This window comes from Anaerovirgula multivorans (assembly GCF_900188145.1).
GTDB classification, from domain to species: Bacteria; Bacillota; Clostridia; order Peptostreptococcales; family Natronincolaceae; genus Anaerovirgula; species Anaerovirgula multivorans.
The window spans coordinates 38,449-54,384 of record NZ_FZOJ01000018.1; the positions used below are offsets into that span (position 1 = coordinate 38,449).

At 35.9% G+C, this 15,936-nt stretch carries 14 protein-coding genes, 6 tRNA genes and 3 riboswitches; of the genes, 2 read left to right on the forward strand and 18 right to left on the reverse strand.

Going from position 1 to position 15,936, the window contains the following annotated elements; translation table 11 throughout:
• Nucleotides 1–11: 11 nt before the first annotated feature.
• A riboswitch (cyclic di-GMP riboswitch) is annotated at nucleotides 12–95 on the reverse strand.
• Nucleotides 96–98: 3 nt separating this feature from the next.
• Nucleotides 99–182: riboswitch (cyclic di-GMP riboswitch) on the reverse strand.
• Nucleotides 183–412: 230 nt separating this feature from the next.
• Nucleotides 413–494: riboswitch (cyclic di-GMP riboswitch) on the reverse strand.
• A gap of 398 nt (nucleotides 495–892) precedes the next feature.
• The 15 genes from CHB72_RS16240 to CHB72_RS16315 form a co-directional block, all read right to left on the reverse strand.
• Nucleotides 893–969: transfer RNA gene (locus CHB72_RS16240), tRNA-Arg, on the reverse strand.
• An 88-nt stretch (nucleotides 970–1,057) separates the two neighbouring features.
• A tRNA-Gly gene (locus CHB72_RS16245) sits at nucleotides 1,058–1,132 on the reverse strand.
• Nucleotides 1,133–1,169: 37 nt separating this feature from the next.
• A tRNA-Gln gene (locus tag CHB72_RS16250) sits at nucleotides 1,170–1,245 on the reverse strand.
• Nucleotides 1,246–1,250: 5 nt separating this feature from the next.
• Nucleotides 1,251–1,326, reverse strand: a tRNA-His gene (locus CHB72_RS16255).
• 8 nt (nucleotides 1,327–1,334) lie between these two features.
• A tRNA-Arg gene (locus CHB72_RS16260) sits at nucleotides 1,335–1,411 on the reverse strand.
• Between the two features lie 9 nt (nucleotides 1,412–1,420).
• Nucleotides 1,421–1,494: transfer RNA gene (locus CHB72_RS16265), tRNA-Gly, on the reverse strand.
• 248 nt (nucleotides 1,495–1,742) lie between these two features.
• Nucleotides 1,743–2,225: a YfcE family phosphodiesterase gene (locus CHB72_RS16270; RefSeq protein ID WP_242975163.1), complete on the reverse strand. Its 483-nt coding sequence runs from the start codon at nucleotides 2,223–2,225 to the stop codon at nucleotides 1,743–1,745.
• Nucleotides 2,218–2,832, reverse strand: coding sequence for an XTP/dITP diphosphatase (locus CHB72_RS16275; RefSeq protein WP_089283934.1), 615 nt, complete (start codon nucleotides 2,830–2,832; stop codon nucleotides 2,218–2,220). The genes CHB72_RS16270 and CHB72_RS16275 overlap by 8 nt, the downstream gene beginning before the upstream one ends.
• An 11-nt stretch (nucleotides 2,833–2,843) precedes the next feature.
• Nucleotides 2,844–3,596 carry a ribonuclease PH gene (rph, locus tag CHB72_RS16280; RefSeq protein ID WP_089283935.1) on the reverse strand — a complete coding sequence of 251 codons (753 nt, stop codon included), beginning with the start codon at nucleotides 3,594–3,596 and terminating at the stop codon, nucleotides 2,844–2,846.
• A 231-nt stretch (nucleotides 3,597–3,827) separates the two neighbouring features.
• Nucleotides 3,828–4,838 carry a GerMN domain-containing protein gene (locus CHB72_RS16285; RefSeq protein ID WP_089283936.1) on the reverse strand — a complete coding sequence of 337 codons (1,011 nt, stop codon included), beginning with the start codon at nucleotides 4,836–4,838 and terminating at the stop codon, nucleotides 3,828–3,830.
• A gap of 206 nt (nucleotides 4,839–5,044) precedes the next feature.
• Nucleotides 5,045–5,566, reverse strand: a complete 522-nt coding sequence (locus CHB72_RS16290; RefSeq protein ID WP_089283937.1) for a DUF2179 domain-containing protein — start codon at nucleotides 5,564–5,566, stop codon at nucleotides 5,045–5,047.
• A 262-nt stretch (nucleotides 5,567–5,828) separates the two neighbouring features.
• Nucleotides 5,829–7,586 carry an N-acetylmuramoyl-L-alanine amidase gene (locus CHB72_RS16295; RefSeq protein WP_089283938.1) on the reverse strand — a complete coding sequence of 586 codons (1,758 nt, stop codon included), beginning with the start codon at nucleotides 7,584–7,586 and terminating at the stop codon, nucleotides 5,829–5,831.
• A 242-nt stretch (nucleotides 7,587–7,828) separates the two neighbouring features.
• Nucleotides 7,829–9,712 carry an N-acetylmuramoyl-L-alanine amidase gene (locus CHB72_RS16300; RefSeq protein WP_089283939.1) on the reverse strand — a complete coding sequence of 628 codons (1,884 nt, stop codon included), beginning with the start codon at nucleotides 9,710–9,712 and terminating at the stop codon, nucleotides 7,829–7,831.
• 308 nt (nucleotides 9,713–10,020) lie between these two features.
• On the reverse strand, nucleotides 10,021–11,004 hold the full coding sequence (locus CHB72_RS16310) for an AIR synthase family protein (protein ID WP_089283980.1): 984 nt from the start codon (nucleotides 11,002–11,004) through the stop codon (nucleotides 10,021–10,023).
• 53 nt (nucleotides 11,005–11,057) lie between these two features.
• A complete protein-coding gene (locus CHB72_RS16315) occupies nucleotides 11,058–11,642 on the reverse strand; it encodes a hypothetical protein (RefSeq protein ID WP_089283941.1) in 585 nt (194 codons plus the stop codon).
• A 316-nt stretch (nucleotides 11,643–11,958) separates the two neighbouring features.
• Between CHB72_RS16315 and CHB72_RS26660 the strand changes: the two genes are divergently transcribed.
• A complete protein-coding gene (locus tag CHB72_RS26660) occupies nucleotides 11,959–12,111 on the forward strand; it encodes a hypothetical protein (protein WP_176431420.1) in 153 nt (50 codons plus the stop codon).
• Nucleotides 12,112–12,402: 291 nt separating this feature from the next.
• A complete protein-coding gene (locus tag CHB72_RS16320; RefSeq protein WP_207652586.1) occupies nucleotides 12,403–12,801 on the forward strand; it encodes a rubrerythrin family protein in 399 nt (132 codons plus the stop codon).
• A 98-nt stretch (nucleotides 12,802–12,899) separates the two neighbouring features.
• On the opposite strand, the gene CHB72_RS16325 is transcribed toward CHB72_RS16320, so the two are convergent.
• From CHB72_RS16325 to CHB72_RS16335, 3 genes are all read right to left on the reverse strand, one after another.
• On the reverse strand, nucleotides 12,900–13,589 hold the full coding sequence (locus CHB72_RS16325; RefSeq protein ID WP_089283942.1) for a TIGR01906 family membrane protein: 690 nt from the start codon (nucleotides 13,587–13,589) through the stop codon (nucleotides 12,900–12,902).
• A 595-nt stretch (nucleotides 13,590–14,184) separates the two neighbouring features.
• Complete coding sequence (locus tag CHB72_RS16330; protein ID WP_176431421.1) at nucleotides 14,185–14,919, reverse strand: ABC transporter ATP-binding protein; 735 nt, start codon at nucleotides 14,917–14,919, stop codon at nucleotides 14,185–14,187.
• Between the two features lie 8 nt (nucleotides 14,920–14,927).
• Nucleotides 14,928–15,935: an ABC transporter substrate-binding protein gene (locus CHB72_RS16335; protein WP_089283943.1), complete on the reverse strand. Its 1,008-nt coding sequence runs from the start codon at nucleotides 15,933–15,935 to the stop codon at nucleotides 14,928–14,930.
• Nucleotide 15,936 lies beyond the last annotated feature (1 nt).

Here is a 15,936-nt window from a genome sequence, read left to right on the forward strand (position 1 = left end):
CAGCAATTTGTCTAAAGAAAGGTCGGTTGCACTACTTGCTCCATGCACCTCAAGTGCCCACATGCAAAGTGCACTTCATGGCATCCCTTCCTTAATAAATCAAGAAAAGTCGGTTGCACTACTTGCTCCACGTGCTTCAAGTGCCCACATGTAAAACACGCTTCTTAGCATCCCTTTTCGGCACTACCTTGGTACACTGTTTTTACCATATCTCCAGCAACTCTCGCTGAAGAACATGTTATGTTTTGTCCACCAAGTTGTTTATTATTTTTATATACCAACTGTCGTTAGCCACCTTTTATATGAGCATTGCTTTTAATGTACTACTGCGACCACAGTTGGTAATCCCCACCTCCTTTATAATAATCTAAGCCTCAAATCCTCAGCTGTTTAGTAAAATAAAAACTCTCCCTTCGGTAGCTCGGCTGCCATTCTTACGATTAGGCCCTTTGGCTTTGCGTCCCATCCTTTCGGATGGTTTGCCTTTATCGGTGAAAGTATTGCACACCATGTTCAAGAAACTCTTATTCTATTATTTCCAATTATGCTATCACTCTCTCTGTTGTAGAGACTTTCTATTTGATAAGGCTATCTGTGAAGTTTTATTTTTTTCAAAATACTGGATTACATTCCAAAAATTGTTATAAATATAGGTATATTATACATCCTCTTCTAGTATTCGGTAAATCCCTTTTTGTGTTTTTTCAAAACATTTTTTCTTTAAAAACTATTCTTGTTCTATAGTTTTAAATAAGATTGATATCTCTTACTACTTCAATCTCCTCTAGTTATTAGTTTTAAAGTAATTCATTAATTTATACTCTCTTAAACAACAAAAAAGACCTTGACCTGTAGTAATCCTACAAAATCAAAGTCTTTGTAATTATATGTATGGCATACCCACAAGGATTCGAGCCCCAGACACTCGCCTTAGAAGGGTGATGCTCTATCCAGCTGAGCTATGGATACATGGTAGTCACTTAGCTAAAAGTCTCACAGTTCATTGCGATATTTAAATCAAAATGAACTGTGAGACTTTTAACATCAATTATTTAATTGGAGCGGAAGACGGGACTCGAACCCGCGACCCTCGCCTTGGCAAGGCGATGCTCTACCACTGAGCCACTTCCGCGTATAAGGAGGGATATAACTCCCTCAGATATTCTATTTGGCTGGGATAGCAGGACTCGAACCTGCGGATGACGGAGTCAAAGTCCGTTGCCTTACCGACTTGGCTATATCCCATTATCTGGGGTGGATGATGGGATTCGAACCCACGAATGCAGGAGCCACAATCCTGTGTCTTAACCACTTGACTACACCCACCATATATATGGCGTACCCACAGGGATTCGAACCCCGGACACTCGCCTTAGAAGGGCGATGCTCTATCCAGCTGAGCTATGGGTACAGAATAAAGTGGAGCGGGTGAAGGGAATCGAACCCTCGCGGTCAGCTTGGAAGGCTGAAGTTCTACCATTGAACTACACCCGCATATTCATTTGCCTTTTCGACATTTCATTATTATAACATGTTTTGTAGGAAAGGTCAACAATATTGCTTCTTTCACTGTATAGTTTTCTGAAGCACAAGTTATAGTATACATAGATTTATATCAGAAGTCAATAATATATTTTTGTCTTTATAAAGGATTTCCCTTAGATATCAAAATTATACTTAACCATTCATTAAAATTCTTTCATTTTTTTCGATTTTCTTTTCTTTTATGTAAACTTATGCCTTTACTTTAACTCTATTATTTCTACATTAATACTATCTTTAATCTCTAGACTAGCAAAACTTCTAGTGGAGTTACCCCTTGGAAGGCTAACACTCCCTGGGTTTAAGAGCACCATGCCGTCTTCTATTAAATTTACTGGCATATGACTATGTCCAAATATCACAAGATCGGCCTTCAACTCTTTTCCCTTATAAAAAATACCACTCAAACCATATTTTACACCGTATCGATGTCCATGAGTTATAAAAACTCGTTTGTCTTCTATTATCTCTAACCTCTCCTCTGCCACACTCTCCTCTAAATCACAGTTGCCTCTAACGCCTATAGCATTTGGATTATAGTGATCCTGGATGTATACTAAATCCTTATAATTATCTCCATTATGTATTACTAATTCTGCTTCTTTTAGAACATCTCCAATCATATCAATACTTGAAGTATCTCTATGACTATCTCCCAGCACCACTACCTTCAATTTATTCACTCCTCAATCTCATACTAAGTTCTTTTTTCATCTTTTCTAAAGCATTGGCTCGATGGCTTATTTTATTTTTTTCCTCTAGCCCTATCTCTGCAAAGCTTAAGCCATCATAACATCTTGGCATAAACAAAGGATCGTAGCCAAAACCAGCTTGTCCTTTTGGTTCAAATCCAATGACACCATAGACTTCCCCTCTGACAGTAAACCTTTCTCCATTTGACATAACAACAGCAATCACACACACGAAACGAGCTCTTCTTCCCTCAAGTGGCACGTCTTTTAGGAGGTTTAGAAGCTTATGGTTGTTTTCTTCATCAGTAGCCTGTTCCCCAGCAAATCTAGCAGAATACACCCCTGGCTGACTATCTAAATATTCCACCTCTAAACCTGAATCATCTGCAATCGTCATATACCCTGTTCTTTCCATAACAGTCTTAGCCTTTATTAGAGCATTTTCTTCGAAGGTGCTTCCATCCTCTATAATCTCTAACCCATCTAAGCTAACATCCTTCATAGATTTTATTTCTAATTGAAAATCCTTCAATATCTCTCCGATTTCCTGCATCTTATGGGCATTACCCGTAGCAATAACAGCAATATTACTTTTCATTTTTTCCTCCATTATTCCTCACGAATATTTTGTAGCTTATCAGCAAGTTCACCTAATACTAGTTTTTGCATCTTTATTAGTTCAGCATTTCCTTTTTCCCCTAATGCCAGCAGCTCCATTAAATCATTCTTAGAAAAAGGAGCCTCCTCACCAGTACCCTGTACTTCTATAAATTCTCCTTGGTCTGTCATCACAATGTTCATATCTACCTTTGCCTTAGAATCTTCTTCGTAACGCAGATCTAGTAAAGGTTTGCCATCCACTATACCGACACTTACTGCCGATACAAAGCTCTTTAAAGGCCACTTTTGTAATGTTCCGTTTTCCATCAATATATTAACGGCGTCTACTAATGCTACAAAAGCTCCTGTGATTGAAGCAGTTCTTGTTCCTCCATCTGCTTGAATTACATCACAATCAATCCATATGGTTTTTTCTCCCATCGTATCTAAATCCACAATTGATCGTAAGGCTCTTCCAATAAGTCTTTGAATTTCCTGGGTTCTACCATCAATTTTCCCTCTAGATGATTCTCTGATTTTACGGCTCTGGGTGGAGCTGGGTAACATAGAGTATTCTGCAGTAATCCAACCTTTCCCTGTGTTTTTCAAAAAAGGTGGTACCTTGTCCTCTATCATAGCAGTGCAAATCACCTTTGTATCTCCCATTTCAATTAATACAGAACCTTGAGCCTGCTTCGTATAATTTCTAGTAAATTTCACTGGCCTTAATTCATCATGATTTCTTCCATCTATTCTACTCAAAACATATCTTCCTCTCTATATGTACTTTAGTTTTACTACTATATATTTTATCTTTTTAAAAAAATTGTCATTGTATGTATTTCCCTATGTTGTATTGTATCATACTTTTCTTTTCCTATGAAAGTTTTCCCTAAACTTTTCAATATTATTTGGGAAAAAGTGAACTTTAAAAATAAGAAAAAAAGTCGAGAAAATTCTTATTGGAATCATCTCGACTTGACTCTTAAAGGCTTAGAATTCATTAGAAAATTGTGGAAGGTTAAGACTTATATCACTACTTAATTGGACCTCTGTGCCATTAGATAAAATTCTTATTTGTGCTATAGTTGGTTCTATCTCTCTTAAGGTTAAGCCTAGTTCATATACCAAGGATTGCTGATGAACTGGACTCTCCGGCATATGCTTGATTTCTTCAGAGAAATCTATATAAGCAACTCCTTCCTTTACATAAACATCATTAATAGTAGCACCAAAGGGTATCTCACTATAAAGCCCACTGTCATCTGGGGCTCCCTCCAATAGTGCCACTAATGCTGATTTGATATCAACCTTCATAGCATTTGTTCCTTTTGTTACAGGAACAAAGAAGGTTTCTTCCCCATTGGTAGTCCCTTTATAGTAAACAACTACTGGTATGTTTTCTTGAGATAACTCATAAGCTAAATTAATATTAGCTCTTTCTAACGGTTCTCCAATTTTTGTACCATATGTAAGTTTATTCATAATGTCACCCTCTACCATAATTTGAACTTGATCTATCGTCTCAAATTCTGTTAGAGTATATATAACTGCTTGAACGATGGATTTTTCTTCTAATTCGCTGCTGTAAGATAATAGTTCATTACTAAAGTCTACTTTGCATAGTCCTTCATTGATGGACATGCCAATAATTTCTGTCCCTGCTGGTAGCACTGGCAATAACCCGATGGTGGATAAATCTTCCCTTACCACTGGTCTATCAACCAATTGGCCTACTGCCGATTTGGCAATACCTTCTTCCCATGGTATTCTTCTCATAACAGGAATAACAAATCCCTTTTCATCTCTATAATAAAGTACTGTTTTTCTTAATCCTTCATCTTCTACATCTACAAAGCCTTCATTATCGATTAAATAGCTTACATAAGATGTATCGGAGGCTTCTTTTTCACCTACTAATTTAGCAAGTGGATTTTCACAGCCTGATAATACAACCATCAAGCATAGTACTATGACAATGATCACCAGTTTATAACGCTTCATTGCTTCCCATCCCCCCCTCAACAATATAATACATGTTCTTTTTAACATTATATTATTAAGGGTACAATACTATTCATAAAACGAGACTTAATTCAGGGGGAGTTTTTCATCCCACTGAATTGTAGCCGAGTCTATTTCGAGGATGTAGTGCTTGAACTACCGCTTAATAAAAAAGCGGGAGTTTTAGCAATACACCGAAGGGGAAATTATCTTCTTTTAGAGCGGACGAAGTACCCTCCTTTGATTGCTCTAGCATCGGTAATAGTGACAAATGCTTTTTTGTCATGCTCATCTAAAATTTGATATAACTTGCTTAGGTTTTTTCTTTGCATCATAATATTTAGGAGGTGCTGCATACCTTCTCTTCCATAACCTTCTACTACCGTCACGCCAAAGCCTTCATCTCTAAATTTCTCTACTAGCTTCATAGAATTTCCTTGAGAAATTACCTGTACGATAATGCTTCCTAACGCCATCTTTTCCTCTACAAAAATCCCCATGTAATTACCTGATGCAAACCCTAGGGCATAGGCAATGACGTTTATAGGATTATCTAGCTCTGTTAATACTTTCCCTATAGCCAATATATAGATAATAATTTCAACGAATCCTATAAGTGCTGCTTGTACCCGCCTTCCCTTCACCACCATAATCATTCTAATGGTTGCCAGCGTAACGTCAGAAACCTTGGCCAAAAAAATGAACAAGTAGCCTAATATCAGTTCCATAATTATCCTCCTAAAGATATATTCTCTTTTTACTTTATAATAATCGCAGAAAAAATTCAATCCTGATTTCTCTTAACGTTATTAAAAAAATCAATAATCTCTAACCGGTTCAAAAGATCTTAGATTCCATGGACGAGAAAAGGCGGCAAACACAACATATAAGCAATACGTAAGGGTACTAGTTTTTCGAAACGCCGAAGAAGATGGGGCTTTTCAACAGGCTAAAAGGACAGAGGATATTCCTCTGCCCTTAGTATTATTACTATTTTATCTCTTCAAAATACTTTAAAATTGATTGATAAATAGATTCTGCCACCAATTGTCTATATTCAGGTGTCGCTAGCTTTGCTGCTTCCTCTGGATTTGTTAAGAATCCAACTTCAGTCAACACCGCTGGCATCTTTGTCTCTCTTATGACATATAGCTGCTCCCTTGGAACAATCCCTCGGCTATGAGCTCCTAACATCCTTACCATTTCCTTTTGAAAGACCTGTGCCAATTTTTTATTATCTCTGGCGTCATTAGAATTATTTTCACTAGGATAGTAGAGATTTTCAATCCCATTGGCACTACTACTAGCAGCGGCATTAGCATGGACACTTACAAACAGATCCCCCTGTAATTGATTTGCCACTCCTGCTCTATCCGCTAATGTAATGGCATTATCTGCTGTTCTAGTCATATAGGTTCTAAATCCTGCATCTGTTAAAAGTTTGTTTAGCTTTTGAGATATATCCAAAACAACATGTTTTTCCATTAAACTGTTAATAGGGGATGTGGCTCCTGGGTCTGTACCTCCGTGACCTGGGTCTATAACGATCAATGGAATACTATTGTTTTGTTTGGTGGTAAATTCTATAATAAATTCCTTTGTACCCGCACCCGCTGGTGAGTTTGTCTGATAATTTATATCTTCTTTTAATCGTATTTCAATATGATATATATCACCATTTTGGCTTTCCTCAATATTGATAGTTTCCAACAAAGGATCATCAATATCTAAATTCAATATTGGCAGTTCTATATAGGCTTTATATACAGAAACATTCAATGTTCTTCCAAAATCACTAACTGAAAAATCAAATTCAGTTGTCTCGTTACTTCTAAAAGCTAACTTTGAAGCTGTTTTGGATGTCGCCCAATACTGAAAGGCTTTCTCTGTATTATGTTCCAGTTGAATAACCATATCACCTGCATTTTTATCATAATATATTTGATACGGCATCATTTCATCTAATTCTACTGTGACTCTTGTTACGAAAGGATCTGCTTTAAACTGAGATGCTCTCACACTGTTTATACCCGAGCTATTTACATTAAACTGCAAAGTCCCGTTCGATTGCAACTTACCTTTATTTGTGAAGTCAAACTTGGTATCTTGAAAATCAAGTACTAATCTAGCTGGACCATCTAACTTAAGTTCTGTATAAGCTAATTCTTCACCAGTTTTGATACGGATTTCAGGGGCACCGGTCTCAAAGCTAGCTACAACATCCTTTACTGCCTTTGTAACAACAGGATCCGTTACTATAGGTTCGCTAGGCTCATCTTTTTCTATAGATACTGTTCTTGTACTTTCATTCCAGTTTACAATAAGTCCTATTTCTCTTAAAAAAGCGATGGGAACCATTGTTCTTCCACTATTTTGATAGGTAATAATCTTAGGTGGTACATCACTAGGCAGCCGTATAGCTTCTCCGTTCATCGTAGCTATAGGACTGTCGATTTTCATAACAACTGTTTTATCATTAGTTTTTATTGTAACCTCTCGAGTAGCATCCTTCCACTCAACAGTTATTCCCATGTTTCTAATAACATGAATAGGTACTAATGTTCTACTTCCATGTATTACAGACGGCACATCAGTAGCAACGGCTTTGTCATCTACTTTTAGCTGTACTGTTTGAAAATCCATTGTTCTACCGTCCATTACCATCCTTACAGTAGCATTGGTATTAGCAGATGCAAAGGAAGTTGATAAAATCATCAGTATTAAAAGAATTGAGATTACTTTTTTCATGTGTTTGTCCCCCGATTTTAAAATTCATCTCTTGTTTAAATGTATCTATACTTATGTTATATCACTGTTTAAAGAATTATGTCAACAGATGTGAGGATTTGTCATAAAGATGTAAAATAGATAAATTTTTGTAACAATACTATTAATTTATTTAATCATTTAAAGACAAAAGAATTTTATCAAATAAATGAAAGAGAATGTCATTTGACATCCTCTTTAAAAGTTGATCTTATCTTCAGTCTTTAGGAAACTTTTTGAAAATATTTTATGATTGATTGATAAATGGCTTCCGCCACCACCTGCCTATACTCTGTTGTCTTTAATTTTGCTGCCTCTTCTGGATTTGAGAGAAACCCTATTTCACTTAATACTGATGCCATTTTGGCCTCTCTTAAGACAGCGTAATTTGCTGTTTTAACACCTCTATCATAGGTTCCCATTGCCTCTACCATTTCTTTTTGAAGAATTTTAGCCAGTTCCATACTATTGCTGTGTTTACTTAAATTCTCTTCACTTGGGTGATAATAGTTTTCAACACCATAGGGTATTGGATTTAGTATGATCTTTTTGGTTGCTGAATCCTGCCTATCAGCAGAATTGGCATGAATGCTGATAAACAAATCTGCATTTAATTGGTTTGCTATTTCTGCTCTAGCCAATAAAGCTACAGTAGTATCAGCTGTCCTTGTCTCATAAGTATTGTATCCTGCCTCCACCAACAGCTTATTTAATCGTTGTGATATATCTAATACAATATCCTTTTCCACAAGTCCGTTAATGGAGGATGTCGTACCAGGGTCCGTTCCCCCATGGCCAGCGTCGATTACAATTAAGACACCTTCCTTTGAAACAAGGTGATTATTTCCTATGGTGAATTCTATAAAATAGTTTTTTGTATTACTTGGAGAAAGTCCCTGATAATTTACGTTTTCTTTTAATCTTATTTCAATATGATAATAATCTCCATCTAAATCTTCTCCGATATTTATTGACTCCAGCAACAAATCATTGATTTCTATGTTCATTATTGGAAGTTCTATGTAGTCTTTTGATGTAATAATATGCAGTGTTCTTCCATAATCACTAACTGCAAAATCATATTGGGTAATATCACTGCCGCTTAACTCCAGCCTTGTGGAACTTCTAGTAATTTCCCTGTAATTAAATCCTTCATCTACATCATCTTCATCTATTTTATCTATTTTATCTATTTTATCTATTTTATCTATTTTATCTATTTTATCTATTTTATCTATTCCCTCATACCCTTCTAATTGAATAACCATATCCTTAGTGCTTTCATCATAAAAAATCTCATAGGATTTCATTTCCTCCAGTTCTACAGCAACTCTTGTTACAAAGGGGTCCACTTTAAACTGAGATGCTCTCACGCTTCTAATCCCATTAGCATGAATCTCTAACTGTAGGGTGTTATTTGAAAGCAGCTGACTTTTGTTATTTAAATTAAATTTAGTATTCTCAAAGTCTACTACTAATCTATCTGGATCTGTTAATTGAAGTTTTGTAAAATTTATTTTTTCACCTGTATAAATCCGAATCTCTGAGTTAGATCCCTCAATACCAACAGTGATATCTTTTACTTCCTTTACAGAAATAGGGGACTCAGTAATACCAACAATAACATCTTTAGGTGCTTCTACCGACACAGTTCTTGTATGTTCATCCCAATTTACTATCAAGCCTAGTTCTCTTAGAAAAGCAATAGGTACCATAGTTCTCCCTGTATTTCTATAGGTGATAATTTTGGGAGGTACATCACTAGGTAGCCGTTTTGCTTCTCCGTTTATTATAGCTATAGGGCTATCAATTTTCATAACTATTGTCTTATCTGTTGTTATGATAGAGACTTCTCGGGTAGCCTCCGTCCATTCCACCTTTATATCCATATCCTTAATGATATGAATGGGTACCAACGCTCTGCCATCATGTATCACTGCTGGTACATCAGTAGAAGTCAATTTCCCCTGCACTCCTAATTGTATTGTGTTAAAGTTTATAGTTTTACCGTCCATTTCCATCTCCGCAATTTCGTTATTGGGATTGGCAACAGCAAAAGATGGTAACAGCATGATAAATACTAATAGGATCGAGATAATTTTTTTCATATATTTGTCCCCCAGTCATATATTTCATGTAGGGCTAAGTCAATCATCTAAACGCTTACATTGTCCTACCCATAGTTTAAATAGTTTTCCTATCACTATTTATATCATTGGTGCAAACACAAAGTCAAGAAACGTAGGCTTTTGTCATAAAAATGTAAAGAATGTAACATTTTCCTGTATTCTCTAGATTATAATTTTTATTGCTGATATCATTGTAATTAATAATAAATCTATAAAATCCCTTGCATTTACCTACCTGTAGATTACTTTTATTAATATATCCATAAAAAATAGGCTTTTCGCCTATTTTAAATAACCTTATACAATTCATCAACTTCAGGCGCTTGTAATACTTTTCTTTCATTTCCAACGAAAATTATCCTATCCTTTTCTACAATTCTTCCTATTTCAGCAGCCTCAATTTTCTGTTGCCTAAATGCCTCCATCAGTTGTTTCTTTTTATCTTCTGATACTGCCAACACCATCACGCCACTAGAGATCAGTCGTAAAGGATTGATAGATAGTGCATTACAGATCTCTAATGTCTCTTCTCTGACTGGTATTTTATCTTCATAGACTTCAATACCTACCCCTGATGCCTCTGCCAACTCCCAAAGGGCTCCTAATAGTCCTCCTTCAGTAACATCATGCATACTATTTACACCAACTTTACCCGCCAAAATCCCTTCTTTTACTACACTAATCTTATCCGCAAAGTCTTTAGCAGCTTCAATAATCTCCTGTGATACTTTTCCCTTCAAAGTATCCTCTAAATCACCTGCAATAATGGCAGTTCCCTCTAAGCCTGCATGTTTTGTCATAATTACTGTATCTCCTATCTTAGCACCCTCTGAAGTTACCATACTAACCTTACTTTGAATTCCAACGGCTGTAGTGGTGATCACCATTCTATTAACAGCATCGGTTATTTCAGAATGCCCTCCTATAATTTCTACATTGATGGAAGCCGCTGCCTTATTAGCCTCCCTCATGACATAATCAAGATCTTCTTTAGTAGTACCTACTGGTGCTAATATTGTCATCATTACTCCCACAGGTTCTACCCCATTAGAAGCAACGTCATTACATGAAATATGTATACTCAGGCTCCCTATATCTTTCACTGCTCCAGTAATGGGATCGGTGCTCATAACACATACTTTGTCTCCAAAGTCAACCACCGCACAGTCTTCTCCTATCCCTGGTCTCACCAGAACCTCCGACCTTCTATGTCTAATATTTTTAAATATGACTTCTTCTAATATTTCTGTAGGAACTTTTCCAATCTTCACGCCAAATCCCCCTCCGTCTATTACTAATGGTATTATATCATATTTAGAATAGCTTATACACAAAATATCTTCTGCCACGCCTCCACTGTCAGCACTCGATGATCGGAGACCAAGTACATCAGTTCAATGTCCTCCGGGGGGATACTATGAAAAATCATTACCTCCCCATCATAGCCTTCCTCTAGGTCCCTTCTATATCTTAAGTTTTCCTGAAAACTTAAGGAAGTTTTCCAATACTCTAGGATCAAATCTCTTCCTGTGATATTCAAATAGTTTTCTGCCTTTGCGAAATTCTCTGTTTCTCTTAGTATAAAGGGTTCATAGATTTGATTTGCTTTGTTCTCATTAGCTACCCAACATTTAGTAATATCTACCTTTAATGCTAATACCGCTGTATGGGAATGAAAACAGGGATTATTTTTATAATTCATCGTAGCGAAAATAGCTTTTTCCCTTACCACCCATGGAGGAATATTGTTGGTCTGATATTTGTCAATAAACCTATGAAAGGAATGATAATGCTTTTTGTAACTAGCTTTATCATCATAATTCATTCCTTCTGTTAAGATTTTTTTCAAATCTGTAATATGGGCAACATGATAGATCAACCCAGTTTTCTTGTAATCTTCAAAAAACATTTTATCACCTCTTGAAAATTTCCTTATCTAACAATAATTTCAATGTCTTCTGCCAGAGAGTTTGAAAGATGACTTTAGGTGAAACAACTAAGTGACTGACTCAAAATCATAGATTGCACTGTGTATAAGTGACTGACTCAAAATCATAGATTGCACTGTGTATAAGTGACTGACTCAAAATCATAGATTTTGGTCATCTACTTATGGTCATCTGCTTATCTTAAAACCGATAACAAAAATTATGGCTTATCTACAGTTTTATAAAGTACATAATTTCCTATTAGTTATAACAGAATAGTATTAAGGAGGTGGCTTTTTGATAACAATATTCTGTAATCATCCATGTGTGTATGAAAATGAAGGTGTATGTACCTTAACTCACGTCACTTCAGCGTCAGAATTAAGCAATAAAAGCTGCACCTATTTTAAAAAGAAAGGAGAAGAACATAAAAAACCTAACAAATTTTAGTATCGGCTTTTTTTTACCTATTTATTAACAATACGATAAAACAGTAGAAGTCTAAATTTCTACTGTTTTATCATTGCCGCTAAAGAAGGTAGCTGCCTTTTTGGTGTATTTGTAGCGCAAACAGTAGTAAAAGTCACAGAAGAGATTATCTTGGGGGTATAAACCCCCACCGGATTCCTCAATGTTTCAGTTTACTGAATCAAGTTCACTGTTTCTCATTTTGTTTTCTCTTTAATTGTGTTACAATGAAATCATTGCATTGTCAATTATACGGTAGGAGGTATTATGATTATGTCATTAAGGGGAACAAAAACTCAGGAGAATCTTTGGGCAGCCTTTGCTGGTGAAAGCCAAACTAGAAATAAGTATTCCTTTTTTGCTGAAATTGCTAAGCAAGAAGGTCATGAAAATATAGCAGCGGTTTTTGAGGTAATATCCACTCAAGAAAGAGAACATGCTAAAACAATATTTAGCTTTTTAGATAGTTTAAAGGATACTCAGTCTAACCTCAAACTATCTGCCTATAGTGAACACTATGAGGGTGATACGATGTATAAAGAGTTTGAAAGGGTAGCTCGACAAGAGGGATTCGATGAGATTGCAGAATTTTTTGCAAGAGTTGCTAAAATTGAAATAGAACATGAGAATATATTTTTATCCCTATTACATAAACTAGATGAGAATAAATAATCAGGTAAAAAAGGCAAATCCAATAAAGCTTTTACATTTATTGGATTTGCCTTTTAAAAATTATGTTTTTATTAATTGTAATCTTATTGATTATAATTTTATTCATTATAATTTTTGTTCTTTCTATACCTCCAAAAACCCGTTACCCCTAGTATCATAATAAATCCTATATAAATAACTGCTATCTTCACTGCTGTATTGTAGAAAAATGCCTCTGGAAGCATCTGAATCATAATATCTGCGTTAGGATCCAGTACCCATAAGTCATTATCAAAGAAGATATAGTGAAAGTAATCAAAGTATTTAGTGAAATTGAAATACATTAATAAAAATAAGATAATAATCAAATCGATATTCGCCATAGCTGTATACATAAGCGTCTTTGATATACCTCTTCTCCAAAGCTTATCTTGGGCAACAAAAAAGATGAGGAGCCCTCCTAATAGGAAAAGACTTATGTTTCTTATCCATCTTCCTCCAACAAACAATTCCTTTACGTCTATCATATGAAGCTTTTCCCGTTCTCCAAATACTTCTCTTTCCTCACCCTTTACTACTGCCCTTATATTAAGGTCCTCTCTATCATCCCTTAAATAGGATAGCAGTTCTTTGGTGACATGCTGTAAATTTTCCTTATCCATACCAGTAACCACCATTATATCATGTTTCTCGTATTCCCTTGCATAATGGTTCATATCAAAGGTAACCATTTCTACCGCAGTAAGCAATAGAACAAAGGATAATGCTAGTCCTGATAATACATAAAGGAATTTTTTATAATTCTTCATTCTCTTCACCCTTTAGCTTTTCTTCTTCCCTCTATATTATACAATCTTTCCTCCTCTTGCAAACAATATATTTTTAAATTTATCCTTCGGTGTATTGCTATGACTTCCGTTTATTCAAGCAAAAGATTAAGCATACATGAAATAACTTGGCTACAATTGAGAAGAGGTAAAAAATCCTCGCTGAATTAAGTCTCATTTTAGCACCTTACTGCTACTAACTACATATTATAAAGTAAAAGATAAGTAAATTGCTATTTATCTTAAGGGGGTGAACAATCATGACTGCTACTGGTGGTATTTTTGGAGGTCAAAGTAGCCTATTATTCTTTTTCCTACTACTAGTAATTATCTTCTGTAAGTGCTCTAAAGCACTAGGTATAAGCGGTGATAGCTTATTATTCTTCTTCTTGATATTAGTTGTATTGTTTGGCGGAAGATCTTTCTGGTGTTAAGAAGCTTTGAAAAAATGTATAAAAAATGGTGGTCTTCATGTAGAGACCACCATTTCACTTTTTATAAAGCTTTACAGCCACAGATATTGGAGAACATCATAATCAACTGCCTTATCATCAAAAATAGCCATCAAAACACCCTCCTAAAGTAAATTTAATATTTTTTCTTTTAAGCTTACAAATTCTTCACAGGTAAATGTGCTGTTGTCTCTAGGTCTAGGAATACCAATATCAAATATCGCTTTTATCCTCGCTGGTCGTTCCGACAAAACATAAATTTTATCCGATAGAAAGAGGGCTTCATCAATATCATGGGTGATAAACAGTATAGAGGCCTTCAAATTTTTCAGCACGCTTAACAGCCATTGCTGCATCTTTCTTTTTGTAATGGCATCCAATCCACCAAAGGGTTCATCCAATAGCATAATGTCCTTTGCAAAAAGGTAGGTTCTCAACAATGCCGCTCTTTGTCTCATACCACCAGAAAGCTGATGTGGATAATGATTTTCAAAGCCCTCTAGCCCAAAGAGAGAAAAATAAGGGGCAGCCTGTTGTCTTGCTACCTTCTTATCTATTCCTTTAATCATCAAAGGAATGGAAGCATTGTCTAAAATCGTCTTCCATGGTAAAAGAAGATCTTTCTGGTGCATGTAACTTACTCTGCCGGTTTTCCCTGTATAGTCATTTCCTTCTATCAAAATTTTTCCATGATCTGCCTTTTCTATACCAGCAACAATATTAAATAAAGTGCTCTTGCCACTGCCACTAGGCCCTATAATTGAGACAATTTGGTTTTCCTCAAGGGTTAGGGAAATGTTTTCTAAAGTGTACAATTCATCAAAGTATTTAGTTACATCAATAATCTCTAGTTTTTTCATATGGATACCTACTGAGGTAAGAATTCGTTTGTAAAGGCATCTTCTGTTTTTAAAGCTTCCCTCAATAACCCCTGTTGATACATCCATTCACTATATCTTTCCCATACTTCTGCCTTCATTTCACCCCATCTTTTTGCCTCTGCTTGGTACTGTGCTGCTAAGTATTTTTGACTGGCTATTACCATTTCTTCATCTAACTCCGGTACCCATTTCAGCAGGTCTGCTGCAGCTCCCTCTGGGTTTTCCATAGCATATTGATAGCCTTTTGTTGTAGCTCTTAAAAATCTTTCTGCCAGCTGAGGGTTGCTTTCTAAAAGTTCATCATGGGCTATGATCACAGGCGTATAGAAATCAAGGGCTTCTTGGATATCCTGAAGTAAAATAAAGTTCAAGCCAAAATCTCTTAATTCAGCTGCTACTCCATCCCATCCATAATAAATCCATGTGAAATCCACATGATTTTCTACACTGGTAAAGAAGTCAATTACTCCTATGTCGACCATTTCTAGCTTAGAAAAATCTCCCCCCTCTTTATCCATCAATGCCTTTAATATGGCTTCTTCCATAGGTGAACCCCATCCACCATATTTTTTACCTTCAAAATCTTTTGGAGAAAGGATTTCCTTATTCACTGGAGATGCAAAACCTGAAGTATTATGTTGAATAATAGCTGCGATTGCCTTTACTGGCAATGGGTTTTCTGCTGTTCTTGCATAAGCCACCTGTTCCTGATAGCTAATGCCAAACTCTCCTTGCTTTGTTGCGATTAACTCTGCACTACCACTCTCACCAGGCTGAATGATTTCAACCGCTAGGCCTTCTTCTGCATAGTAGCCTTGTTCTATAGCAGTATACATTCCTGTATGATTTGTATTCGGTACCCAGTCCAAAATTACCGTTACCTTTTCCATCTGCTGAGAAGGTTCCCTTGCTTCTTTACCTGTTCCTATACTACATCCAACTAAGCTTGTCATTATTAAAGTTAACACGATACATATTGTAAAAAACTTCTTCATT